The sequence below is a fragment of the Methylopila capsulata genome (assembly GCF_016907975.1).
Lineage (GTDB): Bacteria > Pseudomonadota > Alphaproteobacteria > Rhizobiales > Methylopilaceae > Methylopila > Methylopila capsulata.
The window spans coordinates 75,149-100,580 of the sequence record NZ_JAFBCY010000003.1 but is presented as its reverse complement, the minus strand read 5'-3'; the positions used below and the strand labels follow the sequence as shown (position 1 = coordinate 100,580).

General features: G+C 74.0%; 26 protein-coding genes. 24 read left to right on the top strand and 2 right to left on the bottom strand.

From position 1 onward, the window contains the following. Positions 1-137: 137 nt before the first annotated feature. The 19 genes from JOD31_RS11700 to JOD31_RS11610 all read left to right on the top strand — a co-directional run bounded on the left by JOD31_RS11700 (position 138) and on the right by JOD31_RS11610 (position 16,131). The gene (locus JOD31_RS11700; RefSeq protein ID WP_204950541.1) at positions 138-668 is read left to right on the top strand and encodes a head-tail connector protein; all 531 of its coding nucleotides are present in this window, start codon (positions 138-140) and stop codon (positions 666-668) included. Continuing rightward, complete coding sequence (locus JOD31_RS11695) at positions 665-1,003, top strand: phage head closure protein (protein WP_204950540.1); 339 nt, start codon at positions 665-667, stop codon at positions 1,001-1,003. The genes JOD31_RS11700 and JOD31_RS11695 overlap by 4 nt, the downstream gene beginning before the upstream one ends. Then, complete coding sequence (locus JOD31_RS11690; RefSeq protein WP_204950539.1) at positions 1,000-1,416, top strand: DUF3168 domain-containing protein; 417 nt, start codon at positions 1,000-1,002, stop codon at positions 1,414-1,416. The genes JOD31_RS11695 and JOD31_RS11690 overlap by 4 nt, the downstream gene beginning before the upstream one ends. A 127-nt stretch (positions 1,417-1,543) precedes the next feature. After that, positions 1,544-1,954, top strand: coding sequence for a phage major tail protein, TP901-1 family (locus JOD31_RS11685; protein ID WP_204950538.1), 411 nt, complete (start codon positions 1,544-1,546; stop codon positions 1,952-1,954). A 166-nt stretch (positions 1,955-2,120) separates the two neighbouring features. Beyond that, on the top strand, positions 2,121-2,483 hold the full coding sequence (locus tag JOD31_RS11680) for a gene transfer agent family protein (protein WP_204950537.1): 363 nt from the start codon (positions 2,121-2,123) through the stop codon (positions 2,481-2,483). Beyond that, entirely contained in the window at positions 2,483-2,671 is a 189-nt protein-coding gene (locus tag JOD31_RS11675) for a phage tail assembly chaperone (protein ID WP_204950536.1), read from the top strand. The genes JOD31_RS11680 and JOD31_RS11675 overlap by 1 nt, the downstream gene beginning before the upstream one ends. After that, positions 2,658-3,209 carry a phage tail tape measure protein gene (locus JOD31_RS11670; RefSeq protein WP_204950535.1) on the top strand — a complete coding sequence of 184 codons (552 nt, stop codon included), beginning with the start codon at positions 2,658-2,660 and terminating at the stop codon, positions 3,207-3,209. Before JOD31_RS11675 ends, JOD31_RS11670 begins: the two co-directional genes overlap by 14 nt. Continuing rightward, positions 3,206-3,835, top strand: a complete 630-nt coding sequence (locus JOD31_RS11665) for a DUF2460 domain-containing protein (protein ID WP_204950534.1) — start codon at positions 3,206-3,208, stop codon at positions 3,833-3,835. Before JOD31_RS11670 ends, JOD31_RS11665 begins: the two co-directional genes overlap by 4 nt. A 194-nt stretch (positions 3,836-4,029) precedes the next feature. After that, positions 4,030-4,902: a DUF2163 domain-containing protein gene (locus tag JOD31_RS11660; protein ID WP_204950533.1), complete on the top strand. Its 873-nt coding sequence runs from the start codon at positions 4,030-4,032 to the stop codon at positions 4,900-4,902. Next, positions 4,895-5,356, top strand: a complete 462-nt coding sequence (locus tag JOD31_RS11655; RefSeq protein ID WP_204950532.1) for an NlpC/P60 family protein — start codon at positions 4,895-4,897, stop codon at positions 5,354-5,356. Before JOD31_RS11660 ends, JOD31_RS11655 begins: the two co-directional genes overlap by 8 nt. A 238-nt stretch (positions 5,357-5,594) precedes the next feature. Beyond that, entirely contained in the window at positions 5,595-9,530 is a 3,936-nt protein-coding gene (locus JOD31_RS11650; protein ID WP_204950531.1) for a baseplate multidomain protein megatron, read from the top strand. A gap of 116 nt (positions 9,531-9,646) precedes the next feature. Further along, a complete protein-coding gene (locus JOD31_RS11645) occupies positions 9,647-11,161 on the top strand; it encodes a DUF2793 domain-containing protein (protein ID WP_204950530.1) in 1,515 nt (504 codons plus the stop codon). Positions 11,162-11,171: 10 nt separating this feature from the next. After that, positions 11,172-11,843 (top strand): NlpC/P60 family protein, encoded by a 672-nt coding sequence (locus tag JOD31_RS11640; protein ID WP_204950529.1) that lies wholly within the window; start codon positions 11,172-11,174, stop codon positions 11,841-11,843. Positions 11,844-11,854: 11 nt separating this feature from the next. After that, positions 11,855-12,226 (top strand): hypothetical protein, encoded by a 372-nt coding sequence (locus JOD31_RS11635; protein WP_204950528.1) that lies wholly within the window; start codon positions 11,855-11,857, stop codon positions 12,224-12,226. 10 nt (positions 12,227-12,236) lie between these two features. Next, on the top strand, positions 12,237-12,713 hold the full coding sequence (locus JOD31_RS11630; RefSeq protein WP_204950527.1) for a hypothetical protein: 477 nt from the start codon (positions 12,237-12,239) through the stop codon (positions 12,711-12,713). Between the two features lie 107 nt (positions 12,714-12,820). Beyond that, positions 12,821-13,405 carry a PepSY domain-containing protein gene (locus JOD31_RS11625; RefSeq protein WP_204950526.1) on the top strand — a complete coding sequence of 195 codons (585 nt, stop codon included), beginning with the start codon at positions 12,821-12,823 and terminating at the stop codon, positions 13,403-13,405. 33 nt (positions 13,406-13,438) lie between these two features. After that, complete coding sequence (locus tag JOD31_RS11620; RefSeq protein WP_204950525.1) at positions 13,439-14,107, top strand: response regulator transcription factor; 669 nt, start codon at positions 13,439-13,441, stop codon at positions 14,105-14,107. Further along, complete coding sequence (locus JOD31_RS11615; protein ID WP_210341487.1) at positions 14,104-15,561, top strand: ATP-binding protein; 1,458 nt, start codon at positions 14,104-14,106, stop codon at positions 15,559-15,561. The genes JOD31_RS11620 and JOD31_RS11615 overlap by 4 nt, the downstream gene beginning before the upstream one ends. A gap of 96 nt (positions 15,562-15,657) precedes the next feature. Next, positions 15,658-16,131: a glycine zipper 2TM domain-containing protein gene (locus JOD31_RS11610; protein ID WP_204950524.1), complete on the top strand. Its 474-nt coding sequence runs from the start codon at positions 15,658-15,660 to the stop codon at positions 16,129-16,131. Between the two features lie 60 nt (positions 16,132-16,191). On the opposite strand, the gene JOD31_RS11605 is transcribed toward JOD31_RS11610, so the two are convergent. Together JOD31_RS11605 and JOD31_RS11600 are read right to left on the bottom strand one after the other, a co-directional pair. Continuing rightward, positions 16,192-17,880: a 2Fe-2S iron-sulfur cluster-binding protein gene (locus JOD31_RS11605; RefSeq protein ID WP_204950523.1), complete on the bottom strand. Its 1,689-nt coding sequence runs from the start codon at positions 17,878-17,880 to the stop codon at positions 16,192-16,194. Continuing rightward, positions 17,877-18,956: an NAD(P)/FAD-dependent oxidoreductase gene (locus JOD31_RS11600; RefSeq protein WP_204950522.1), complete on the bottom strand. Its 1,080-nt coding sequence runs from the start codon at positions 18,954-18,956 to the stop codon at positions 17,877-17,879. Before JOD31_RS11600 ends, JOD31_RS11605 begins: the two co-directional genes overlap by 4 nt. Positions 18,957-19,258: 302 nt before the next feature. On the opposite strand from JOD31_RS11600, the gene ccmI reads away from it, so the two are divergent. From ccmI to JOD31_RS11575, 5 genes are all read left to right on the top strand, one after another. Continuing rightward, on the top strand, positions 19,259-20,386 hold the full coding sequence (gene ccmI / locus JOD31_RS11595; protein ID WP_204950521.1) for a c-type cytochrome biogenesis protein CcmI: 1,128 nt from the start codon (positions 19,259-19,261) through the stop codon (positions 20,384-20,386). 11 nt (positions 20,387-20,397) lie between these two features. Further along, positions 20,398-20,925: a cytochrome c maturation protein CcmE gene (gene ccmE / locus JOD31_RS11590; RefSeq protein ID WP_204950520.1), complete on the top strand. Its 528-nt coding sequence runs from the start codon at positions 20,398-20,400 to the stop codon at positions 20,923-20,925. After that, a complete protein-coding gene (locus JOD31_RS11585; RefSeq protein WP_204950519.1) occupies positions 20,922-22,907 on the top strand; it encodes a heme lyase CcmF/NrfE family subunit in 1,986 nt (661 codons plus the stop codon). Before ccmE ends, JOD31_RS11585 begins: the two co-directional genes overlap by 4 nt. A gap of 122 nt (positions 22,908-23,029) precedes the next feature. Further along, a complete protein-coding gene (locus tag JOD31_RS11580; RefSeq protein ID WP_204951387.1) occupies positions 23,030-23,497 on the top strand; it encodes a cytochrome c-type biogenesis protein in 468 nt (155 codons plus the stop codon). 130 nt (positions 23,498-23,627) lie between these two features. After that, positions 23,628-25,211, top strand: coding sequence for a Do family serine endopeptidase (locus tag JOD31_RS11575; protein ID WP_246482475.1), 1,584 nt, complete (start codon positions 23,628-23,630; stop codon positions 25,209-25,211). The last annotated feature ends 221 nt before the right edge of the window (positions 25,212-25,432 follow it).

Below are 25,432 nucleotides of genomic sequence, written 5' to 3'. Positions count from 1 at the left end.
CGCGACGTTCGTGTGGAGCCTCGCCCGGCCGCCCACCCCACCGGGCCGGGCTCCGCCCGTCCACCCTCCCCAGTTCCCGGGGAGGGACGCCCGCGTCCTCCGCAGATCCGCCGCGCCGCTTCGAGAGACCCAAGCCCATGCCCGCCGTTCTTCTCACCGCGCCCGCGGCCGAGCCTCTCGGTCTGGCGGACGCGAAGGCCTACCTGCGTCTGGAGCACGACGCCGAGGACGACCTCGTGCTCGCGCTCGCCGCCTCGGCCCGCGACGCGGTCGAGCGCCTCACGCGGCGGGTGCTGGTCGCCCAGCGCTGGCGGCTCGACGTGGCGGCGCCCGGGGACGGCGTCATCGCGCTGAAGCCCCGCCCCGTGCGCGACGTCGAGGAGGTGCGCGTGCGCCGCCCCGACGGCGGGCTCGACGCGCTCGACCCCGCCGACTGGCGCTTCGACTGGGCGGCCGAGCGCCTGACGCTGCTGCGGCGCCTGCCTGTCGGCCGGATCGTCGAGATCGACATGGCCTGCGGCTACGGCGAGCCGGACGAGGTTCCGGAGTCGCTGCGGCTCGCGCTGCGGCGGCTGGTGGCGGACGGCTTCGAGCGGCGGAGCGCCGGGGACGGGCCGCCGGCCGACGTCGCCGGCCTCCTCGCGCCCTACCGGGAGCTGCGGCTGTGAGCGGCGTGGTCGCGCTTCCCCTCGGCGCGCTGCGGCGGCGGGTGGAGATCCTTGCGCCGGTCGAGACGCCCGACGGCGCCGGCGGCGTCGCCCGCAGCTTCGCCTCCGCCGGCGAGACCTTCGCGAGCGTCGAGCCGCTGAACGCCGCAGAGACGCAGCGCGGCTTCGCGCTCGGCCTCGCGCGGCTCTACCGGATCACGCTGCGCGCCCGGGGCGACCTCACCGGCGGCCATCGCGTGCTCTGGCGCGAGCGGACGTTCGAGGTGCTCTCGGTGCGGCTCGCCGACGCCGACGGCCGGTTCGAGGAGCTGCTCTGCGAGGAGACCACGCCATGAGCGACATCTCCTCCACCCTGTCGCTTCGCGCCGCCGTGTATCAGCACGTGGTGGCCGACGTGGCGCTGATCGCGCTGCTCAGCGCCGCCCGCGTCTACGACGAGCCGCCCCGCGCGGCCGCGGCGCCCTACGTCGCGCTCGGCGGCGTCGAGACCCGCGACCTCTCGGGCGATGCGGCGCCCGTCCAGGAGCACCTGTTCGCGCTGGAGGTGGTCTCGCGCGAGGGCGGGCTGGCCGAGGCGCTCAAGATCGCCGACCGGCTGGTGCGACGGCTCGACGGCGCCGCGCTCGCGCCCGAAGGCCACAGCCTCGCGAGCCTCGCCTGGCGCTTCACCGACTCCGGCCGCGCCGCCGACAACGGCCTCCGCCGCGCGACCGTCTCGTTCCGCGCGGTCACCGAACCGCTGGGCTGAGCCTTCGGGCTAAGCACCCCCTCACCCGGAGGGCTGGCGCCCTCCGACCTCTCCCCGCCGGGGAGAGGTCGGCCCGCAGGGCCGGGTGAGGGGCCTTCCCGTCTACTTTCCATCAAAGGACACCCGCATGGCCATCCAGAAGGGCAAGGACCTGCTGCTCAAGATCGCCGACGGCGCGGGCGGCTTCACGACGGTCGCGGGGCTGCGCTCGCGCTCGCTGTCGTTCAACGCGGAGCTGGTCGACGTCACCCACTCCGAAAGCGCCGGCCGGTGGCGGGAGCTGCTGGCGGGGGCGGGGGTGAAGAAGGCGAGCGTCTCCGGCGCCGGCGTCTTCCGCGACGACGCCTCCGACGCGCTGGTGCGCGGGCTCGTGTTCGACGGCGCGGCCGCCGTGTTCCAGATCGTGATCCCCGACTTCGGCCGCGTCGAGGGGCCGTTCCAGGTGACGGGCCTCGACTACAAGGGCGACCACGCCGGCGAGGTCGCCTACGACCTCGCGCTCGAGAGCGCCGGCGCGCTGGCCTTCACGACGATCTGACGGACGCCGTCATTCCCACTCCCCACGCGTCGTCCTCCGGCTTGACCGGAGGACCCATGCCCGGCGTCGAACTCCACGTCCGACATGGATGGTCCGGTCAAGCCGGACCACGACGGCGGCGTGGTTGTCCGCAATCGCCATACCCTCCCCAATCCGGAGCGACCCCATGCCCGCGAACCATCGCCGCGGCGAGACGGAGGCCGTGTTCGACGGCCGCCCGCGCCGCCTGGTGCTCACCCTCGGCGCGCTGGCGGAGCTCGAAGCCGCGTTCGGCGTCGCCGACCTGACCGCGCTGGCCGAGCGTTTCGAGAGCGGCCGTCTCTCCGCCCGCGACGCGACCCTCATCCTCGCAGGCGGCCTCCGCGGCGCGGGCGAGGAGATCGCCGACGCCGAGGTCGCGCGGCTCGCCCATGCGGAGGGCGCCGCCGGCTACGTCCGCGCGGTGGCCGACCTCCTGCAGGCGACCTTCGGCGGGGCGGGGGAGGGCGCGCCGGGCGAGGCGACCGGCCCTTTCCCTGGGACGAGCTGATGGGCTTCGGCCTCGGCGTGCTGCGGCTGAGCCCCGACGCCTTCTGGCGCGCGACCCCGCGGGAGATCGCGGCCGCAGCCGACGGCCTGACGCGTCGTCATGCCGGCCCGAAGCCGCTCGCCAAGGCCGAACTCGCCGCCCTGATCGCCCGCTTCCCCGACGAGGAGACGTCCCATGGCCGGACCTGAACCTGTGTCCCTCGACGTCCGGGTCGACCTGACCGGCTTCCGCCGCGAGATGACCGACGCCCAGCGCCTCGCCCGCGGTTTCGGCTCCGCGATCGGCGACGCGCTGGAGGGCGGCGTCGTTAAGGGGCGCTCGCTGTCCGACGTGCTGAAGGGGCTCGGCTCGAGGCTCTCCGAGCTCGCGCTGTCGGCCGCGCTCAGGCCCGCCGAAAAGGCGGTCGGGGGCATGTTCTCGAACCTCGTGTCGAGCCTCCTCGGCGGCGTCACGCCCATGGCGAAGGGCGGCGTGCTCTCGGCGCCGACCGTGCTGTCCGCCGGCGGCGCGGCGCTCGCGCTCGCCGGCGAGGCGGGGCCGGAAGCCGTGCTGCCGCTGACGCGCGGCGCGGACGGACGGCTCGGCGTGGCGTCGGGCGGCGGGGGAGGCGGCGGGTCCGTCACCGTCAACATCACGACGCCGGACGTCGAAGGCTTCCGCCGCTCCGAAGGCCAGGTCTCCGCCGCCCTTGCGCGGGCCGTGGCGCGCGGGAGGCGGGGGCTGTGACCGCCTTCCACGACGTCCGCTTCCCCACCGACATCGCCCGCGGCGCGCGGGGCGGGCCGGAACGGAAGACCGAGATCGCGACGCTGGGCTCCGGCTTCGAGGAGCGCAACGCCGTCTGGGCGCACTCGCGGCGGCGGTGGGACGCGGGGCTCGGCGTGCGCACGCTGGCCCAGCTCGCGGCCGTCGTCGCCTTCTTCGAAGAGCGGCGCGGGCGGCTCCACGGCTTCCGCTTCAAGGACCCCCTGGACCACGCCTCCTCCGCGCCGGGCGCTGCGGTCTCCGCGACCGACCAGCCGATCGGGACCGGCGACGGGACCACCCGGCGGTTCCCCCTCACCAAGACCTACGGCGGCGCCTTCGACCCCTATGTCCGGCCGATCGCAAAGCCCGTGGCGGACTCGGTCGTGGTCGCGGTGGCCGGAGTCCCGACCACGGCCTTCGCGCTCGACCTCGCCGAGGCCGCGGTCGCGCTCGACGTCGCCCCGACGGCCGGAGCCGCGGTCTCCGCGGGTTTCCGGTTCGACGTGCCCGTGCGGTTCGACATGGACCGGCTGGAGATCGACCTCGCCGCCTTCGAGGCGGGGGCGATCCCGTCGATCCCGGTGGTGGAGATCCGGCTGCGATAGCCGCGCCTCGCTGTCTGCCTCCGCGCCACCATCTCCGTCGTCCTCCGGCTTGACCGGAGGACCCATCTCCGACGTCGCGCTCTGCGCCCGACATGGATGGTCCGGTCAAGCCGGACCATGACGTCCGAGGGTGGCCAAGAGGGTTGCGCGGCGTCCCCAAGATCACCCCGGTCCTTCGTCGAAGAGGCGTCCCCATGCGCGAGATTCCCGAACCCATGGCGGCGGCGCTCGCCTCCGGCGCCACTACCTTCGCGCGGCTGTGGCGGCTCGCGCGGCGGGACGGGGCGGTGCTGGGCTTCACCGACCACGACCGCGACCTGGTCGTTTCCGGCGAGACCTACCGGGCGGAAAGCGGCATGACGGCGTCCGCCGCCGAAGCCGCGCTCGGCCTCGCCGCCGGCGGGCTCGACGTGGTCGGCGCGCTGGACGACGCGGGGCTCAGCGAAACCGACTTGGCGCGCGGGCTCTACGACGGCGCCTCGGTCACGCTCTCGCTGGTCGACTGGCGGGCGGCGGGCGCGCCGCTGCTGCTGTTCGCCGGCGTCCTCGGCGAGGTGGCGCGGGAGCGCAGCCTGTTCACGGCCGAGCTGCGCGGCCTCGCCTCCGCGCTGCAGCAGCCGCAGGGCCGGCTCTACCAGCGCGCCTGCGACGCGGAGCTGGGCGACGCCCGTTGCGGGGTGGACCTCGCCGCGCCCGCCCACCGCGCGGAGGGCGTGGTCACCGAGATCGTCAGCGCCCGCGCCTTCCGCGCCGAGGCGCTTAGCGGGCGCGGAACGGTGTTCACGCGCGGGCGGCTCCTCTGGGTCGAGGGCGCGAACGCGGGCTCGACCTCGGAGCTGAGGCGCTACGAGGGGGCGGAGGCGGAGTGCGCCGAGACGCCCGCCATGGAGATCGCGGTCGGCGACGCCTTCACCGTCACGGCGGGTTGCGACAAGAGCTTCACGACCTGCCGTAAACGCTTCATTAACCATAAAAATTTCCGCGGCTTCCCGCATATGCCGGGCAACGACTGGCTGACCGGCTCCGCCCGCGCCGACGGCGACAACGACGGAGGCCGGCTTGTCTGAGATCCCGGATGAAGAATGGCCGGCAACGCTCGACGGGGACAGGGTTGTGGCGGCGGCGCGCGGCTGGATCGGCACGCCCTACCGCCACCAGGCGAGCCTGATCGGCGCGGGCGCCGATTGCCTCGGCGTCGTCCGCGGCGTCTGGCGCGAGCTGATCGGCCCGGAGCCGGAGCCGCTCGCGCCCTACGCCCGCAGCTGGGCGGAGGACGGCGGCGCCGAGATGCTGCTCGCCGCCGCCCGCCGGCGCCTCGTCGAGCTGCCGCCGGACGCTGTGACGCCCGGCGACGTGCTGCTGTTCCGCGTGCGCCGCGACGGCCCGGCGCGGCACGCGGGCGTCGCGACCGGCCCCGCCGCCATGGTCCACGCCTACGACGGCCACGCGGTGGCGGAGACCCCGATCCCCGACGTCTGGCGAAGGCGGCTGGTCGCGCGCTTCCGGTTTCCGGCGGCGTGAGGCGAGCTCGATCGGGCCCTTCCTCGTCGAACCCAGCTCGCCGTCTTAGCCCCCTCTCCCCTTGCGGGAGAGGGCTGGGGTGAGGGGTCGTCTGGGACGTCCTCCGGCCTCGTCGAGGATGTCCAGGCGGCCCCTCATCCGGCCGGCGGCTTGCGCCGCCGGCCACCTTCTCCCGCAGGGGAGAAGGGAAGGGCGCGCGCGTCAATTCCCTCGTGCCCTAACCCCAGGACACCCCGCCATGGCCGTGCTTGCGCTCACCGCGATCGGGGCCGCGATCGGCGGCTCGCTGCTGCCGACGGGGATCACCCTGCTCGGCGCCACGCTGTCGGGCGCGGCCATCGGTTCGGCGATCGGCGGGCTGGCGGGCTCCGCGCTCGACCAGGCGCTGTTCGGGACGACGCAGCGGACCAAGGGCCCGCGGCTCGACGACCTGCGCGTCACCGCCTCCACCGAGGGCGCGGCCGTGACGCGGCTCTACGGGCGCATGCGCCTCGGCGGTCAGGTCATCTGGGCCGCGCGCTTCCGGGAGGACGCGAACACCGAAAGCTCGGGCGGCAAGGGCGGCGGCCCTAAGGCCGAGGTCACGACCTACGCCTATTACGCGAGCTTCGCGCTAGGCCTCTGCGAAGGCCCGATCGACGGGATCGGCCGCATCTGGGCGGACGGGCGGGAGATCGCGAAGGACGACGTCGAAATCCGGCTCTACCGAGGGAGCGAGGACCAGGAGCCGGACCCCAAGATCGTCGCGGTCGAGGGCGCGGACTTCGCGCCGGCCTACCGCGGGCTCGCCTATCTCGTGTTCGAGGAGCTGCCGCTCGAGGACTTCGGCAACCGCGTGCCGCAGATCACGGTGGAGGTGCTTCGCCGCCCGCCGTCCGAGGAGCCGGCGCTGGAGGACCTCGTCACCGGCGTGACGCTGATCCCCGGCGCGGCCGAATTCGCCTATGCGACCGAGCCGGTGGAGCGCCGCGTCGCCTTCGGCGCCTGGGCCTCCGAGAACGTCCACACCGGCGCCGAGAAGGCCGACCTGCTGGTCGCGCTCGACGAGCTGGAGACCGCGGCGCCCGAGGCGTCCTGCGTCTCGCTGATCGTGGCCTGGCACGGCGCGGACCTGCGGGTCGGCCACTGCGCGATCCGCCCCAAGGTCGAGACCGCGGACAAGCCGACGCGGCCGTGGAGCTGGCGCGTCTCGGGCCGCAAGCGGGATGAGGTCGAGGTGGTGTCGCAGTTCGACGGCGCCCCCGCGCTCGGCGGCGCACCGGCGGACCGGGCGATCCTGCAGGCGATCCGCGAGATGAACGACCGCGGCCTCAAGGTGATGCTGACGCCCTTCGTGCTGATGGACGTGCCCGCCGGCAACGGCCTGCCGGACCCCTACGGGGCCGCGGAGCAGCCGACCTATCCCTGGCGCGGGCGCATCACCTGCCACCCGGCGCCCGGACGCATGGGCTCGCCGGACGGGACGGCCGCGGTCGCGGGCGACCTGGCGGCGTTCTTCGGCGCGGCGGAAGCGAGCGACTTCGGGTGGGACCACGACGACGGAACGGTGGACTACGACGGGCCGGACGAGTGGTCCTACCGCCGCTTCGTGCTGCACATGGCGCGGATCGCTCAGGAGGCGGGCGGCGTCGACGCCTTCCTGATCGGCTCCGAGATGGTGGGGCTGACGACGCTCCGCGACGGGCCGTCGAGCTACCCCGCCGTCGAAGCGCTGCGGGCGCTCGCCGCCGAGGCGCGCACGTTGCTGCCCGACGCCCGCATCGGTTACGGCGCGGACTGGACGGAATATTCAAACCACCGGCCGGCCGACGGCACGGGCGACGTGCATTTCCACCTCGACCCCCTGTGGGCGGACCCGAACATCGACTTCGTCGGCGTCGACAACTACGTGCCGCTCGCCGACTGGCGCGAGGGCGCGGGCCATCTCGACGCCCTTGGCGGCGCCAAAAGCCCGTACGACCTCGCCTATCTCGACGAAAACGTGGAAGGCGGCGAGGGCTACGACTGGTTCTACGCAAGCCCCGCCGACCGGGCGGCGCAGGCCCGCACGCCGATCGTCGACACGGCCCACGGCGAGCACTGGCTGTTTCGCGTCAAGGACTTCCGGAACTGGTGGGCGAACCCGCACCACGACCGTCCCGGCGGCGTTCGGTCGGCGACGCCCACGGCCTGGGTTCCGCAGTCGAAGCCGATCGTGTTCTGCGAGATCGGCTGCGCGGGCGTGGACAAGGGCGCCAACCAGCCGAACGTGTTCGTGGACGGCAAGTCGTCGGAAAGCGCGACGCCGTGGTTCTCCAACGGCCGCCGCGACGACCTCGCCCAGCGCGCCTATCTCACGGCGCAGCTCACGCACTGGAGCCGCTGGAGCGGGAACAACCCGTTGTCGGAGGTCACCGGCGAGCGGATGATCGACCCGGTCCGGCGCTACGTCTGGACCTGGGACGCCCGGCCGTTCCCCGTGTTTCCCGTTCGCAGCGACGTCTGGGCCGACGCCGACAACTGGCGGCGCGGGCATTGGCTGTCGGGCCGCTTGGGGCAGGTCCCCTTGCGCGACGTCGTCGCCGATCTCGGACGGCCCGTCGACGCGCCGCTTGCGCTCCAGAACCTCGACGGGCTCGTGCGCGGCTACGCGCTCGATCAGGTGATGAGCGCCCGCGACGCGATCGAGCCGCTGCTGGAGGCCTATGGCGCCCGGGCGCGGGCGCGGGGCGCCGCGATCGAGATCGCCAACCGCGCGGACACGCCGCTGGCCGAGCTGACGCCGGACGACCTGGTCGATCCGGGCGACCGGAAGGCGGCCTTCCGGCTGACCCGCGCACAGGCCTCCGAGGTGCCGGCGGTGCTGAAGCTGCGCTACGTCGAGCCCACGCTCGACTACCGCTCCAGCGCGGTCGAGGCCCGGCGGCTGGGCGGCGAGGGGCGCGCGGTGGCGGAGCGCTCGCTGCCGATCGCCTTCTCGCCCGTCGAGGCGCAGGCGATCGCGGACGGCATGCTGATCGAGGCCTCGGTCCAGCGCGAGCGGGCGGAGTGGACCCTGCCGCCGGGCCGTCTCGCGCTGGAGCCGGGCGACCTCGTCACCTTCACCGCTCACGGCCGCACGACGCTGATGCGGCTCGACGAGGTCGGCGACGAGTACGTCCGGCCGGCCAAGGCCACCCGCGCCGACCCCGACGCCCGCAACGTAGAGCCGGTCGCAGGCGAAACTCGGCCGCCGCCCGCCGGCGCGCTGCCGGTCGCGCCTGTGTTCGAAGCGCTCGACCTGCCGCTGATCGCGGGCGACGAGGCGCCCCATGCGCCGCGGCTCGCCGCCTACGCCCGGCCCTGGACGCCGGTCGCGGTCTACCGCTCCCGCGACGGCGCGGGCTTCGCGCTCGACCAGGTCCTGCGGACGCCGGCGACCATCGGCCGGCTCGACCAGTCGCTGGGGTTCCATGCCTCCGGCCGGTTCGACCGGACCAACGCGCTGGTGGTGGAGCTTGGGCCGGACCGGGCGCTCGAAAGCGTCACGGAGGCGGCGCTGTTCGCGGGCGCCAACGTCGCGGCGGTGAAGGGGCCGTCGGGCGCCTGGGAGGTGCTGCAGTTCCGTGCGGCGGAGCTTTTGGGGCCGAACCTCTGGCGGCTGACGGAGCTTCTGCGCGGGCAGTGCGGCACGGAGGACGCGATCGGTCGGCCCACGCCCGAAAACGCCGCTTTCGTCCTCATCACGGCCGCGACGTCGGTCTCGAACCTGCCCGAGGGCGACCGGGGGCTCGACGTGACCTGGCGGGTGGGCCCCTCCACCAAACCGCGGGACGACGCGACCTACGAAAGCTACGTCGTCGGCGCCGGAGCGCGGGGCCTGAGGCCGCTCGCCCCGGTGGGGCTGGCCGCGCGTCGGTCCACGGGCGGCGACGTGGCGCTGCGCTGGATCCGCCGCGCCCGCGTGGGCGGCGACGACTTCGACGCCCGCGAGGTGCGGCTGGCTGAGGACGGCGAGGCCTACGAGGTCGCGATCCTCGACGGCGCCGGCGCCGTGCTCCGCACGCTCGCGGCCGCCACGCCGACGGCCACTTACGCCGCCGCCGACCAGACCGCGGACTTCGGGGCCTTGCCCGCGGCCTTCGATTTCGAGGTCCGGCAGCTTTCCGCCGTCGTCGGCCTCGGGCTTCCGGCCGCGGGCCGCTTCGAGGCCTGACATCGGGACGTTCATCGCTCCCATCCGACCGAGCGCTGGCTTTCACCTCTCCCCGCCGGGGAGAGGTGAAAGCCAGCGCCTCTCTCGAAGTTTTCCGACCGTCTCAGGAGACCCCCATGAGCGCGAGCCCGCATCTCGGCCTCGGCTATCTCGCGCCGTCGCAGGCGCAGAAGCACGTCACCGTCAACGAGGCCTTCCGGCGTCTGGACGCGCTGGTGCAGCTCGGCGTGCTCGACCGGGACCGCGCGGCGCCGCCGTCCGCCCCCGCGGAGGGCGAGCGCCACATCGTGGGCGCCGGCGCGACCGGCGCCTGGGCGACGCGCGACGGCCAGATCGCCGCGTTCCTCGACGGCGCCTGGACCTTCGTGGAGCCGAAGCCCGGCTGGCTCGCCTACGACGCGGCGACGATGGAGCTGGTGGTCTGGCTCGGCGGCGCCTGGGTCAACGCCGTCGGTGCGCTTGCGAGCCTCGACGGGCTGGCGCGGCTGGGAATCTCGGCCACCGCGGACGAGGTCAACCGCCTCGTGGTCGCCTCCGCCGCGGCGCTGTTCACCCACGCAGGCGCCGGCGTGCAGCTCAAGCTCAACAAGGCGACCGCCGCCGACACCGCCAGCCTGCTGCTGCAGACGGCCTACGGCGGGCGGGCTGAGTTCGGCCTGATCGGCTCGGACGCGCTGGCGCTGAAGGTTTCGGCGGACGGGGCGAGCTGGACGACGGCGCTGGAGATCGCCGGGGCGACGGGCGTCGCGAGCTTCGCCCGTTCGCCCCAGCGCGCGCAGGTCGACGTGCTGACGGCGAACGCCAGCTGGACGAAGCCCGCCTGGGCCGGCCGCGTCGTCGTGCTGCTCACCGGCGGAGGCGGCGGCGGCGGAGGCGGGGCCTGCGGCGACGCGACCGCCGCGCGCGGCGGCGGGGGCGGCGGCGGGGCGGGCGCCGTCGCGGCCATGGAGTTCCTCGGCGACGAGATCACCACCGACTGCGGCGTCGTGGTCGGTGCGGGCGGGACCGCCGGCGCGGGCGTCGCGGCCGGTTCGTCAGGATCGGGCGGGGCCGGCGGCGACGGCGGCGTCAGCGCCTTCCGGCTGAACGGCTCGGGCGCGTCGTTGCAGGCTCTGCGCGTGCCGGGAGGGTCCGGCGGCGTCGGGGGCTCGTCCAGCGCGGCGGCCGGCGGCGCGGGTGGGTCCGGCGCAGGCGGCGCCTCCAACGCGGGCGGCGCCGGCTCGATCTCGGGCGCGGGCGCGGGCGCGTCCAACGCCGTCGCGCCCTCGGGGCCGGGCGGCGGCGGCGGGGGCGGCGGCCTGCCGACCAGCGCCACCGCGTCCGGCTTCGTCGGCGGCGCGGGGGCCACGGGCTTCGTCATCGGCTCGACCCTGCGCCAGTCCACGGGCGGCGCGTCGGGGGCCGCCGCCACGGCGGGCGGCGCGGGGACGGCGCGAGCCTGGGCGCGCGGCGCGGGCGGCGGAGGCGGCGGCGGCGGATCGCACCCGACCAGCGCCGCGGGCGCGGGCGGCGAGGGCGGAGCCGGCGGCGGTGGAGGCGGCGGGGGCGGAGCGGGCCGACCGGCCGCGGGCTCCGGCGCGGGCGGCGCCGGCGCGGCGGGCGCCTGCGTGATCATCTCCTATGCGATGTGAGGGAACGCCCATGACGGTTCTCGACCTCCAGCGCGCGCTCAGGCAGCGCGGCTTCGCGCCCGGCCCTCTCGACGGGATCTTCGGACGCCTCACCCGGGCGGCGGTGATCGCCTTCCAGACGCGGGAGGGGCTCCCCGCCACCGGCCTCGCCGACGCCGCGACCGTGGCGCGCCTGTCCGCGACGCCTGCGACCCCCGCCGAGCCGGTCTGGCTCGCCGAGGCGCGGCGGTGGATGGGGCTCTCGGAGATCGCCGGCGCGCGATCGAACGCCACGATCCTGCGCTGGGGCCGGGCGATCGCGGACTGGTACCGCGACGACGACACGCCGTGGTGCGGCGCCTTCGTCCACGCCCAGATCGCCGCGACGCTGCCCGACGAGCCGCTGCCGGCGAACGCGCTCTGGGCGCGGGGCTGGGCGCAGTTCGGCGTCGGTCTCGCGACGCCGTCGCCGGGCGCGATCCTCGTGTTCTCCCGCGGAACCGGCGGCCACGTCGGCTTCTACGTCGGCGAGGACGCGACGCGGCTGCGCGTGCTCGGCGGCAACCAGTCGAACGCCGTCACCGAAAGCTGGATCGCGAAGGCCCGCCTGCTCGCCGTGCGCTGGCCGAAGACGGCGCCGGCGCCCGCGCGCGGCCGCGTCGCCTCGACGGCGGCGGGCGAGCTGTCCCTCAACGAAGCCTGACGGAGGATCCCATGACGCTGAAAGCCAGGACGGCCATCACCAGAACCAAGCTCGCGGACGTCGTCGCGGAGGCCGCAGAAGCCGCCTTGGCCGAGCGCGCGACGCTCGATCAGGCGCAGTCGGAGGCGCGGCGCGTGGCCGAGCGGGTCGCCGCCGACCCGCGGCTCGCGCCGGCGCTCACGCCCGTCTCCCGCTTCGAGAGCCAGACCCTTCGCGGCATCGTGATCGCGGCTGGGGCGCCGCTGCTGGTCGCGCTCGGACGGCTCTCCGGCGTCGAGATCGCGGAAGGGGACGCGGCCACGGTGGTCGCGACTCTGCTCTCGCTCGCCGGCGCGGCCTACGCCTGGTTCGGCCGCGAGACCACCACTCGCCCGCTGGCGTGAGGCGCGCGCCGTGACCGCCCCGCAGCAGGCGCGCCGGGCGCTCCCCGACGACGCGAGCTTCGCCGCGCTCGAGCAGCGAGTCTACGGGCTCGAGCGCATGGTGCAGGACCTCAACCAGCTGTTCAGCGGCCGGATCGGCGAGGTCTCCGCTCAACTTTCAGGGCTCGGCGCCAAGCTCGACGAACGCTCGCGCACGCCCTGGGCCACGATCGTCTCGGCGATGGGCGTGGTGCTGGCGCTCGCGGTGGCCGGCGGGCAACTCGCGAAAAGCCCGATTGACGACGCGCTCGCGCGGCTGGAGCGCGACGTGCTGCGGCTCGATCTCGCGGCGACGCCGCTGTCGACCTTCGCCGAGTTCAAAGGCGCCTACGCCGACGACCGGCGGGCGGCGCGGGACGATCTCCTCTCCCGTCGCGAGGCGGAAGGGCGGGCGTTCGACCGGCTCAACGACCGGCTCGACCGGCTGGAGCGCGGCGGCGAGCGGTGACGCGGGCGCTTGCCGGACCCGGGGGCCCGCCCACTTTACGACCGAGAGCGGCGTCGAAGAGCCCGCATTCATCGCGGGTTCAGGGCGTCCGGGGCATATAAGCGGTCATGACGTCGTTTCGCGTAGCCCAAGCCGTGCTTCTGGCGCTGGCGGTCTGCCTCGGCGCGGCTCCGGCCGCAGCCGACGACCAGCCGCGCGCGGGCTCCGTGCCGGGCACGATACTGGTGCCGGCGCCGCAGGCGGACGAACAGCTCAAGATCGTGCCGCCCCGGCCGCCCGGCCAGGAGAACGACGGACCGCCCCCCGGGCTCTACAAGCGCGTCACGCCGCTGCGCGAGGGCGAAACCCCTCCGCAGACGGAATATCTGCAGATCGCCCCCGCCCGTCGCCCCGCCCCCCCGCCCGAGGACCGCCCGCGCCGCGAGCGCGACGACGACGGCGCCCGCAAGGCCGCGCGGGGCGAATGCCTCTCGGCGCGCGAGGCCCGCGGCGCCATCGGCTCGAAGCGCGCGGTGACGCTCGCCCAGGCGGCGCGCGCCGCGCGCGAGGCGTGGGACGGCGAGGTGATTGACTACAAGCTCTGCGACGTCGGCGGGCTGTTGACCTATGATCTCACCCTGCTCAACGCCGACGGCAAGGTCGCCCGCGCCCGCGTCGACGCCGGCACGGGCAAACTCGTGAACGTGCGCTAGAACGCGTCGCTTGAAGCCTTTCGAGGAAACGTCATGCGCCTGCTCGTCGTCGAGGACGATCCCGACCTGAACCGCCAGATCGTCGCCGCGCTCGAAGAGGCGGGCTACGCCGTCGACCGCGCCTTCGACGGCGAGGAGGGCCACTTCCTCGGCGACACCGAGCCCTACGACGCCATCGTGCTCGACATCGGCCTTCCGAAGATGGACGGCATCAGCGTGCTGGAGCAGTGGCGTCGCGATGGCCGCACGACTCCGGTGCTGATCCTCACCGCGCGCGATCGCTGGTCGGACAAGGTGCAGGGCTTCGACGCCGGCGCCGACGACTACGTGGCGAAGCCGTTCCACATGGAGGAGGTTCTGGCCCGCCTGCGCGCGCTGCTGCGCCGCGCCACGGGCCACGCGTCCAGCGAGCTGCTGTGCGGGCCGATCCGGCTCGACACCCGCGCCGGCCGCGTCACCATCGACGGCCACGCCATCAAGCTGACGAGCCATGAGTACCGGCTGCTCGCCTATCTGATGCACCACCAGGGCCGGGTCGTGTCGCGGACCGAACTGGTCGAGCATCTCTACGATCAGGACTTTGACCGCGACTCCAACACCATCGAGGTGTTCGTCGGCCGGCTGCGCAAGAAGCTCGGCTCCGACGCGATTCAGACGGTGCGCGGGCTGGGCTATCTGCTGCTCGCGCCCGAGACCGCATGACCGCGCGCGCCGAGGACGGCGCGCCGGCCGACGCCGCGGCGGACGGCGCCTCGACGCGTGAAGGCGCGGCGCCGGAACTCCGGCGGCGTAAGACCGCGTCCATCGCCGCCCGCCTGTTCGGCTCGGCGGCGCTGTGGACGCTCGCCATGCTGCTGATCGGCGGCGTCACGCTGTCGTCCTACTACACCCGCTCGGTCGAACGCGGTTTCGACCAGCGTCTTCACGTCTACCTCAAGACGCTCGTCGGCGCGGTCGCCGCCGGCGCCTTCGACCGCGAGGACCCCGGTTCCTTCGGCGAGCCGCGGTTCGAGCTGCCGCTGTCCGGCTGGTACTGGCAGATCACCCGCATCGACCGCGATCCCCCCGAGGCGACCACCTCGAAGTCGCTGTTCGAGGAGCAGCTGCCCCGCCTGGCGGATCTCGGGATCGAGGAGACGCTTGTCGGCACCCGCGAAGGCTATGCGCAGGGGCCCGAGCGGCAGCGGCTCCGCGTGGTCGAGCGGACGATCGACCTTGGGCAGGATGGGCGCTACCTCATCGCGATCGCCGGCGACGCCACCGAGATCGACGACGACATCGCCGACTTCAACGTCGCGCTGCTGGTGAGCTTCCTGCTGCTGGGTCTCGGCCTCGTGGTGACGACCGGCTTCCAGGTCCGCTTCGGCTTGCGCCCCCTCGTCCGCATCCGCCAGCAGCTCGCGGAGATCCGCGGCGGCGAGCGCTCCCGGCTCGACGGCGCCTTCCCGGAGGAGATCGCGCCGCTCGCGGTGGAGCTCAACGGTCTGCTGGAGTCGAACCGCGAGATCGTCGAACGGGCGCGCACCCATGTGGGCAATCTCGCGCACGGCCTGAAGACCCCGCTGTCGGTCATCAAGAACGAGGCCGCGGTCGGCGACGGGCCGTTCGCCGACAAGGTGCGCGAGCAGGCGGCGATCATGCAGCGCCAGATCGACCACCATCTGGAACGGGCGCGCCTCGCCGCCGGCGTGGCCTTCGCGGGCGAGACGACGCCCGTGAAGCCGGTGGTGGAGGCGCTCGCCCGCACCATGGCGAAGGTGCACCGCGAGCGCGACCTCGCGATCGACGTCGACGTCGCCGAGGGTCTGCGCTTCCGCGGCGAGAAGCAGGACCTCGAGGAGATGGTCGGCAACCTCGTCGACAACGCCTGCAAGTGGGCCGGCTCGCGCGTCGCGATCGCTGTCGCCGAAGGCGAGCGGCTGCCCGGCGGCCGCGCCACGCTCCGGGTCGTCGTGGACGACGACGGGGCGGGCCTCGCCGACGAGCAGAGCGCCGCGGTGCTGGAGCGCGGCCGGCGGCTGGACGAGACCAAGCCCGGCTCGGGACTTGGGCTCGCCATCGTCGTCGATCTCGCCCGGCTTTACGGCGGCCGCTTCACGCTCGGCCGCGCGCCGCTCGGCGGCCTGCGCTGCGATCTCCTGCTGCCGGGCGTCTGACCGCTCCGTCCCCGGTTTCGCCCAAATCCACCGTTTCACTGCACGTCCCGCCGGACCGCTCGAGGGGGCTGATTCGGCGGCGAACGGGGAGGTTTCATGTTGTTTTCGAAGGCGGCGGCCCTTGCGGCCGCAGGCGTTCTCGCGCTCTCGCTGGCGGCCTGCGGCCCTGGCCGCGAGGGCGAGGGGTTCGGCACGGTGGCGGGCGCGGTCGGCGGCGGCCTCATCGGCTCCACCATCGGCGGCGGCAGCGGCCGCGTGGCGGCGACGGTGATCGGGGCGGGTCTCGGCGGCCTGCTCGGCAACCGCATCGGCGCGGCGATCGACGACGACGCCCGGGCGCGCGCCGAAGAGGCCGAATACGACGCGCTGGAGCGCGGCGACGAGGGGCGGCCCTACGAGTGGCGCTCGGAGAGCTACAGCGGCACGGTGATGGTCGGCCCGACCTACGCCCGCGCCCGCTACGATCGCTGCCGCACCTACGAGCGCCGAATCTATCTCCGCAACCGCACGGTGGTCGAGCGCGGCGAGTCCTGCCGCGGCCCCGGCGGCCGGTGGGTCCCGCTGGACTGACGTCCGCGACGCGCGGATGATTTGAAAGCGCCTGCGGGGACCCCTCGCAGGCGCTTTTGTTCAGTAGGGTTCGACGCTTGCGGCGGCGGCCAGCGCCGCCAGCGTCCAGCGCGGTCCCTGGACCGGGCCGGCGGGCGAGGGCGCCTCGCCGTGGATCCGGCCGAAGGCGGCCTGCGGGAGGCCGGCCGCCGCGCCGCCGCCGTCGAGCCCGCGGCCGAGCCCGAGCCAGCGCGCCATGACCTGCGGTCCGTCGACGCCCATCGCCGCGGCCTCCGCCACGTCGGCCGCGGTGACGTCGGCGCCGAAATCGACAAAGGCCGTCCGGGCGGCCTGCGCATCCAGCCCCGCCATGTAGAGATCGAGGCCGCCGTCGGGTTCGTCCGCGGGGATCTCAGCGACGGGCGGGGCCGAGGCCAGCCCGACTTCGAGCCGCCGCGCGGCTTCGGCGCCCGCCGCCGCGCCGCCGGCCAGCGCGTCGCGCGCGTTGAAGCCGGCCGCGGCCACGATCACGCGATCGCCGGCCTCTCCGAGCTCCGATCGGGCCGCAAGCCCGCCCGACACGACGAGCGCGTCCGCGAACAGGGTCCGCGCGCCCAAGCCGGCTCCGTCGCGGTTCGCAGCGCGCACCGCCTTCAGCCGCTCGCCGCTCTTGTCGGTCTCGACCCCGGTCGCGACGCTCGCAAAGCTCATCGAGACCCCGGCCGCCTTGGCGACGTCGACCGCCGGCCCCTGCGGGTCGTCGCGCGCGTCCAGGATCATCTCGACCTCGACGCCTGCGTCCTTCAGGTCGACGGCGGTCCGGTAGCCCTCGTCGCCGGTGGTCGCGACCACCACCCGCACGCCCGGCGCCACGGCGTGGCGCCGCAGGAGGGCGCGCGCGGTCGTCGCCAGCATGACGCCGGGGCGGTCGTTGTCCGCGAACGGCAGCGGCCGCTCGCGCCAGCCGCTCGCGACCACCACGAGCTGGGCCGCGACGCGCAGGAGCCCAAGCTGGCCGCGCACGCGTTCCAGCAGATGGGCCGAGCCGGAGCGGTCGACCTGGAGGGCGCGCGTTCCCAGCCAGAGCGCGCCCGCGTCCGCCAGGTCGCCAGCGGTTTGGGCGACCCAGGCGGCGGCGGGCAGGCCGTCGATCGTCCCGTCGTAAAGGTCCGCGAGCCCGCCCGGCCGGAGGCTCGCCTCGGCGACGCGCACATCGAGCCCTGCGGATCTGGCGGCTTTCGCTGCGGCGAGGCCGGCGAGACCGGCGCCGACGACGAGCACGTCGCAGCTTTCGAACCGGGCGGCCATCCGGGGAGGAAGCTCCCGCGTCGTGGCGATCGGCAGCGCCGCCTGCCGGCTCACGCGCTCGAACAGCCGTCGCCCGAGGCTCGGCAGCCGGCTTTCGGGGCCGAAACCCGCCCGCGCGCCGAGCGCCAGCGACGGACCGGCCCTCCACGCCGGGACGGTTCGGAACGTCGCGCCCTCGCTGAGGACCAACTCGTCCGCGGGCCGCAGGTCGCGCTCTCCCTCCGCCGCGGCCCAGGCGGCGGCGTCGTCGAAGCCGAGCGCCGTCAGGCCGCGCGGGCGCCCGAGCAGGGGGCTGCGGCCGAAGACCGTCCGCCCGCCCGCAAGCAGCGCGCTCGCCAGCGTGTCGCCGTAGAGGCCCGTGCGCGGCCGTCCGTCCAGCCGGAAGCCGATCGGCTCGGTGCGGTCGATCGCGGCGCCGAAGCGGGCCGGCGCCGTCTCGGGAAGGCGGTGGGGGCCGCTCATCGGACGAACTCCAGATTGCGCGCGGAGGCGCGACGGGTCGGCGCGAAGGCCTCGAACGCCGCGTCGCCTGTGCGACCCGCAAGTTCGGCCGCGAGATGGTCGGCGACCGCCAGCGCCGGCGACAGCGCGTCGCGGCCGAAGCCGAGCGCCAGCCAAAGGCCGTCGATCTCGGCCGGACCCACCTGAGCGCGTCCGTCGACCCCGCGCCACACCGTCACGGGTTCGGCGCTCGCGATCTCGAGGCGGCCGAGCGACGGGGCGAGCCGCATCGCCTGCTCGGCGAGCGTTTCGGCGCCGAGCGGGCCGGACAGCGTGATCGCGCCGGTCAGGTCGCGCGCCATCGCGAGATCGTCGGCGACCAGCGCCGCGCCGATCGGCGCCGCGCCCGGCTGCGTCACGAGGGTCATCCGCTCGTCCCGCATCAGCGACAGCCGTCCGCGCCCCTCCCGCACGAGCCGGATCGCCGAGGCGTCGTCGGCCAGCACGACCGCGCCGGCGCGGATGAAGCGGCCGTCGATCTCGACGCCGACCGCGGCCGCGCCGTCCCGCGCCAGCGCCATGGCGGGCGCGTTCGCGCGCAGGGTCGCTCCAGCGGCGCGGGCGTCCCGTCCGAGCGCCGCGGCGAGGGCGTCGGGCCACAGCACCGTCGCGGCGGGCTCGAACAGCGCGGGCGCGGCGTTGTCGTGAAGCATGGGAGACAGGGCCTGCGCCTCTTGGGCCGGCACCATCCACGACCGGGCGCCCAGCGGCTTCGCGGCGGCGGAGGCGCGCCGCAGCGCCTCGAGCGTCAGGCCGTCGGGCGCGAGCGTGAGGCAGCCGACGACGTCGGGCCAGGGCGACGGCGACAGCCGCCGCGCCAGCTTTCCGAGCTGCGCGGGAGCGTCGGCCTGGATTTCGGCGCGCGCGCGATCGTGATGGACGCCTCGCACCAGCGGAAACGCCCGCTCGGCGGCGGAGGCGGCGATCTCGCCGGGGGCCAGCAGAGCGACGCCGGCGCCCTGGCGCGCGCAGGCGCGGGCGATGGCGAGCGCCAGCACGCCGCCTCCGATCACGACGACGTCGTAGCCGTCGGCCAAGGCAGGAGCGGGCTCCAGCGAAAGAGACGGTAGGGGAGGGCGGAACCGGGCGATCAGCGAGTGAAGGGTCAATGCTCTGTCGTCAACGGCGTGGGCCACGGGACGATGCGGCGGGGGGAGAGCCTGCGCGCCATCCTAACCTGAGCTTTCGTCGCCTTCAGCCCCGTTCGGAGTCATTTTAAAAGGGAGCGGAAAACCTCGACGACTCCACGGCGGGGACGGCCGTGGCGCGACCCCATGTCGCTTCTCGCGGGCCGCTTGCGTCGTTATGTCGTGGCCCACAGGGAGAAACGGACCCGAAGATGGCCCTCTGGATCGTACTGGCGCTCATGACGGGCGCAGCCGCGCTCGTGGCGATCGCGCCGCTCGCGCGTCGCCGCGCCGCCGCGGACGCCGGCGCCGGCGACGGCGACGTGGCGGTCTACCGCGACCAGCTCGATGAGCTCGGGCGTGACCACGCGCGCGGGCTGATCGGGGACCGGGAGTCGGAGGCCGCACGGGCGGAGGTCGCCCGGCGCCTGCTCGCGGCCTCGGCGGCGCAGGAGGCCGGCGCGGCGCAGGATTCCGCCGCCGCCGTGCGTCGCCGCCGGATCGCCGCGGCGATCGCGCTCGTGGTGCTCCCAGCCGTGTCGCTGGGCGTCTATGGCGCGCTCGGCCGGCCCGATGTTCCGGACCGCCCGCTGGCGGCGCGGCTGCAGGCGCCCGTCGACAGGAACAACGTCGCCGATATGGTCGCGCGCGTCGAAGCGGCGCTGGAGAAAAACCCCGACGACGGCCGCGGCTGGTCGGTGGTGGGCCCGATCTACATGCGGCTGGGCCGCTATGACGACGCGGCGGAGGCCTTCGCCCAGGCGATCCGCCTGCTCGGCCCCTCCGGCGACCGCGAAGCCAATCTCGGCGAGGCGCTGGTGGCCAAGGCCGACGGCGTCGTCACCGACGACGCCCGCGCCGCCCTCGAGCGTGCGGCCGCGAGCGCGCCGCCCTCGATCAAGGCGGCGGTCTATCTCGCCCGCGCCGCGGCGCAGGACGGCGACCGCGCCGGGGCGCTGAACCGGCTGAAGCCGCTCTACGTGCAGGCGCCGGCGGATTCGCCCTATCTCGAGGGTCTCAGGGACGAGTTCCAGCGGCTCGCCGCGCCGCCGGCGCTGCCGATGCCGTCGCCCGAGGAGGCGCAGGTCGCCCGCACCGCCGAAGAGCGCATGGCGCTGGTGCGCGGCATGGTCGATCGTCTGGGCGAACGGCTCGCGGCCGACGGCGGCGACGTCGGCGAATGGCTCAAACTTGTGCGGTCGCGCACAGCGCTGGGCGACGAGGCCAAAGCGCGCGAGGCGCTGGCTTCGGCGCGGGCGAAGTTCGCCGCCGATCCGCAGGCCCAGACCCGGCTGGAGGCGCTGGCCCTCGGGCTTGGTCTCGAAGGCCGAGGCGCGTAAAGGGTACCGAGATGACGATCGACGCCGCGCCCTCCGCTTTTCCCTCGCCCCGCCGCCGCGGCTCGTCCCGCAAGCGCCGCCGGATGGCGCTGTTCGCGCTGGTCGGCCTCGTGCTCTCGGCGGCGACGGCGCTGGTGCTCTATGCGCTCGACGACACCATCGTGTTCTTCCGCACCCCGAGCGAGATCGCCAAGATGGACGTGACGCCCGGCCAGCGCTTCCGGCTCGGCGGCCTCGTGAAGCAGGGCTCGATCGTCCACGAGGGCTCCACGGTCCGCTTCGTCGTGACCGACAACGCCAGCGACATGACGGTGACCTACTCCGGCCTGCTGCCGGACCTGTTCCGCGAGGGGCAGGGCGTGGTGACCGAGGGCTTCGTGCAGCCAGAGGGCGGCTTCAAGGCCGACAACGTGCTCGCCAAGCATGACGAGAACTACATGCCGAAGGACGTGGCGGATCGCCTGAAGGCGCAGGGGCTCTGGAATGAGGGCCAGGCGCCGGGTCCGACGCCCGCGGCCGCGACGGGAGCGTCCAAGTGATCGCTGAGATCGGCCATTACGCGCTGGTGCTGGCGCTGGCGCTCGCCCTGCTGCAGTCCGTCCTGCCGGTGTGGGGCGCCCGCGCCCGCGACGCTGCGCTGATGGGGCTCGCGAGCCCGCTCGCGCTCGGCCAGTTCGCGCTCGTCGCCCTGTCCTTCGCGGCGCTGACCCACGCCTATGTCACCTCGGACTTCTCGCTCCAGAACGTGATCGAGAACTCCCATTCGGCGAAGCCGCTGATCTACAAGATCTCCGGCGTCTGGGGGAACCACGAGGGCTCGCTGCTGCTCTGGGTGCTGATCCTCACGCTGTTCGGCGCGCTGGTCGCCGCCTTCGGCCGCAACCTGCCGGACCGCCTCAAGGCGGACGTGCTCGGCGTGCAGGGCATGATCGGGGTCGCGTTCCTGCTGTTCGTGCTGCTGACGTCGAACCCCTTCACCCGGGTAGATCCGTCGCCGCTCGAGGGCCAGGACCTCAACCCGCTGCTGCAGGACCCCGGCCTCGCGATCCATCCGCCGCTGCTCTACATCGGCTACGTCGGCTTCTCGATGGCGTTCTCCTTCGCCGTCGCCGCGCTGATCGAGGGCAAGGTCGACGCCGCCTGGGCGCGCTGGGTGCGGCCGTGGACGCTGATGGCCTGGCTGTTTCTCACGCTCGGCATCGCGATGGGCTCGTACTGGGCCTATTACGAGCTCGGCTGGGGCGGGTTCTGGTTCTGGGATCCGGTCGAGAACGCCTCGCTGATGCCGTGGCTCTCCGGCACCGCGCTGCTGCATTCGGCCGTCGTGATGGAGAAGCGCGACGCGCTGAAGGTCTGGACGATCCTGCTCGCGCTGCTGACCTTCGCGCTGTCGCTGCTCGGCACCTTCCTCGTGCGCTCCGGCGTGCTGACCTCGGTCCACGCCTTCGCGGTCGACCCCGCGCGCGGCGTGGCGATCCTGATCATCCTCGCGGTCTTCGTCGGCGGCAGCCTGGCGCTCTACGCCATCCGGGCGCCGGCGCTGAAGCAGGGCGGCATCTTCGCGCCGGTGTCGCGCGAGGGCGCGCTGGTGCTGAACAACCTGTTCCTGACCGCCGCCACCGCGGCCGTCTTCGTGGGCACGCTCTACCCGCTAGCGCTCGAGGCGGCGACGGGCGAGAAGATCTCGGTCGGGCCGCCGTTCTTCAACAACACCTTCGGCCCGCTGATGCTGCCGATCATGCTGGTGATGCCGTTCGCGCCGTTGCTCGCCTGGAAGCGCGGCGACGCCACGAGGGCGGCGCGCGGCATGGTGGGCGCGGTCGGCGTCGCGGTGCTCGCCACCGTGCTGGTCGCGGGCTTCGTTCAGGGCGGCCCGACGCTCGCGGCGCTCGGCGTCGGCCTCGCGCTGTTCGCGATCGTGGGCGCCTTCGCCGAGGTCATGGAGCGGACCAAGCTGTTCCGCGCGCCGCTGGCCGAAAGCTTCCGGCGCGCCAAGGGCCTGCCGTCGTCCAGCTGGGGCGGGGCCTTCGCCCACGCCGGGATGGGCGTCACGTTGCTCGGCGTCGTGGCCGCCACCGCGTGGTCGAGCGAGGTCGTGCTGGCGATGCGGCCGGGTGAGCAGATCGACTTCGCGGGCCGGCAGATCGCGTTCCAGGGCGTGGAGCAGCGTCCGGGACCGAACTACCGCACGACCGCGGCCGAACTCGTGGTCCGCGAGGGCGGGGTCGAGGTCGCCCGGCTGGAGCCGGCGCGCCGGCTCTACACCGCGCGCAAGATGGACCTGACGGAATCGAGCATCGCCACCTTCGGCGTGTCGCAGCTCTACGCGGCGATGGGCGAGGCGCGCGGCGACGGCAAGACCGCCCTGCGGATCTCCTACAAGCCGCTCGTCACGCTGATCTGGCTCGGTTCGATCGTGATGGCCTTCGGCGGCCTGCTGTCGCTCGCCGACCGCCGCCTCAGGGTCGGAGCGCCGCGCAAGGCCGCGCGGCCTTCGCCTGCGATGCAGCCGGCGGAATGAGGGTGAGCAAGCTCGTCATCCCGGACGGCCAGAGGCCGGGCCGGGATCGTCGTCCGGCGCAGGCGCCTGGTGGACGCCGCGTGCGGAAGACGATCCCGGCTCTCCGCTGCGCTGCGGCCGGGATGACGGCGTTGGTCCTCGCGCTCTCCCTGTCGCCCGCCGTCGCCGTGCAGCCGGGCGAGGAGCTCGCCGACCCGGCGCTCGAGTCCCGCGCGCGGGCGCTGAGCTACGAACTGCGCTGCATGGTCTGCCAGAACCAGTCGATCGACGACAGCGACGCCCAACTCGCCAAGGACCTGCGGCTGCTGGTGCGGGAGCGGATCAAGGGCGGCGACAGCGACGCCCAGGTCCTCGATTTCCTTGTCGATCGCTACGGCCAGTTCGTGCTGCTGAAGCCGCGCTTCCGCACGGACACCGCGCTGCTCTGGCTGTTCGCGCCGGGCGTGCTGGTCGTGGGGCTCGCGGGCTATCTGGTCTGGGCTCTCCGCTCGCGCCGGCGCGACGCGCCCGCCGACGCCTTGACCGCGGACGAGCGCGCGCGGCTGGAGGTGTTGCTCGCCGAAGACCGCGACGCCTCGCGGACCGTTTGAATCAAGGCGATTTCACGGCTTACGCACAATTCATCCGCCCGACAGGATCGCGTAAGGCGAACGGGCTGAATGTCTCTCTCCGAAGGCCCATATGGCCCTGCAGGATCACCTCTGCGGAGAGACGCTCACGATGTCGACTGAACCGGACTTCACCACCAAGACGCCGCGCGGCTTCCGGATGCGCGGCCGCAAGACCCTTCTCGTTTCCGCGCTGGCGTTGGGCGTCGCCGGCGCGCTGGGCGGCCAGGCGCTGACGACCGCCGTCGCGCCGGCCTTCGCGCAATCGACCGAAATCAACCCGGCTCCCGCGCCGGCGCTCCCGAGCTTCTCGGGCATCATCGAGCGGGTGAAGCCCGCGGTGGTGAGCGTGCGCGTGAAGGGCGTCGACCCGACCAAGGTCGCCGGCGGCGACGACAGCGGACCGCAGTCCGGTCCCGGCTCGATCCCCGGCCTCGACCAGCTTCCCGACGACCACCCGCTGAAGCGCTTCTTCAAGCAGTTCGGACAGCAGGGCGAAGGCCAGGGCGGTCCGAAGCGTTCGCCCCGCAAGTTCGGCATGTCGCAGGGCTCGGGCTTCTTCATCTCGGCCGACGGTTATGTCGTGACGAACAACCACGTCGTGCAGGGCGGCCAGGACGTCGAAGTGCTGACCGACGGCGGCGACACGCTGAAGGCCAAGGTGGTCGGCACCGACAGCCGCACCGACCTCGCGCTGCTCAAGATCGACGGCGCGAAGAAGGACTTCCCGTTCGTGAAGTTCGACAGCGCCAAGGACACCAAGGTCGGCGACTGGGTGCTCGCGGTCGGCAACCCGTTCGGCCTCGGCGGCACGGTGACGGCCGGCATCGTCTCGGCCCGCGGCCGCGACATCGGCGCCGGGCCCTATGACGACTTCCTGCAGATCGACGCCGCCGTGAACCACGGCAACTCCGGCGGCCCGACCTTCAACCTGAAGGGCGAAGTGGTCGGCGTGAACACCGCGATCTACTCCCCGTCCGGCGGCAACGTCGGCATCGCCTTCTCGATCCCGTCGGAGGTGGCGTCCGACATCGTCCAGAAGCTGAAGTCGGAAGGCAAGGTCGCCCGCGGCTACATCGGCGTGCAGATCCAGCCGGTGACCGAGGACATCGCCGACAGCCTCGGCCTCAAGAAGGCGGAAGGCGCGCTGGTCGCGGAGGCCCAGAAGGGCACCCCCGGCGAGCAGGCCGGCCTGAAGTCCGGCGACACGATCCTCAAGGTCAACGGCGAGACCGTCGAGGCCGCCCGCGACCTGTCGCGCAAGATCGGCGGCATGGCGCCCGGCACCAAGGTTCAGCTCACCTACTGGCGCGACGGCCGCGAGCAGACGACCGAGCTCACGCTCGGCAAGCTGCCCGAGACCCAGGAGGCGTCGCTCAAGACCCAGGACGACGAGGACAGCGGGGAGCCTTCGGCCAACGTCAAGCTCGGCATCCAGGTGACGCCGGCGTCGAAAGTCGCGGGTTCCGGCGACAAGGGCCTCGTGGTCACCGGCGTCGACGACGACGGCTCGGCCGCCGGCAAGCTCGAGTCCGGCGACCTCATCCTGCAGGTCGGCGACCGCGAGGTGTCCAGCGCGCGCGACGTGACCGCCTCGCTCGACGCCGCCCAGAAGGGCGGCAAGAAGTCGGTGCTGCTCCGCGTCAAGCGCGGCGACGCCACCCGCTTCGTCGCCATCGAGATCGGCCGCGGATAAGTCCCGCGTCTGACGCGGGGACCCGAGGCGTCAGTCGCCCCCCGTCGACGACGCTTGGGTCTTCCGCAGGCGACCGGCGGACGGTTGTGTCCCGTGACCGTCCGCCCCTCGTCGCCGATAGGCCCTCCGGAGGTTCTCGACCCCTCTTCCTCCGGAGGGTCCTTTTTCTCACCCCCGTTCAAGGTTCTGGGCCAGCGCTCGCGAACGCGCTTGCGGCGGCC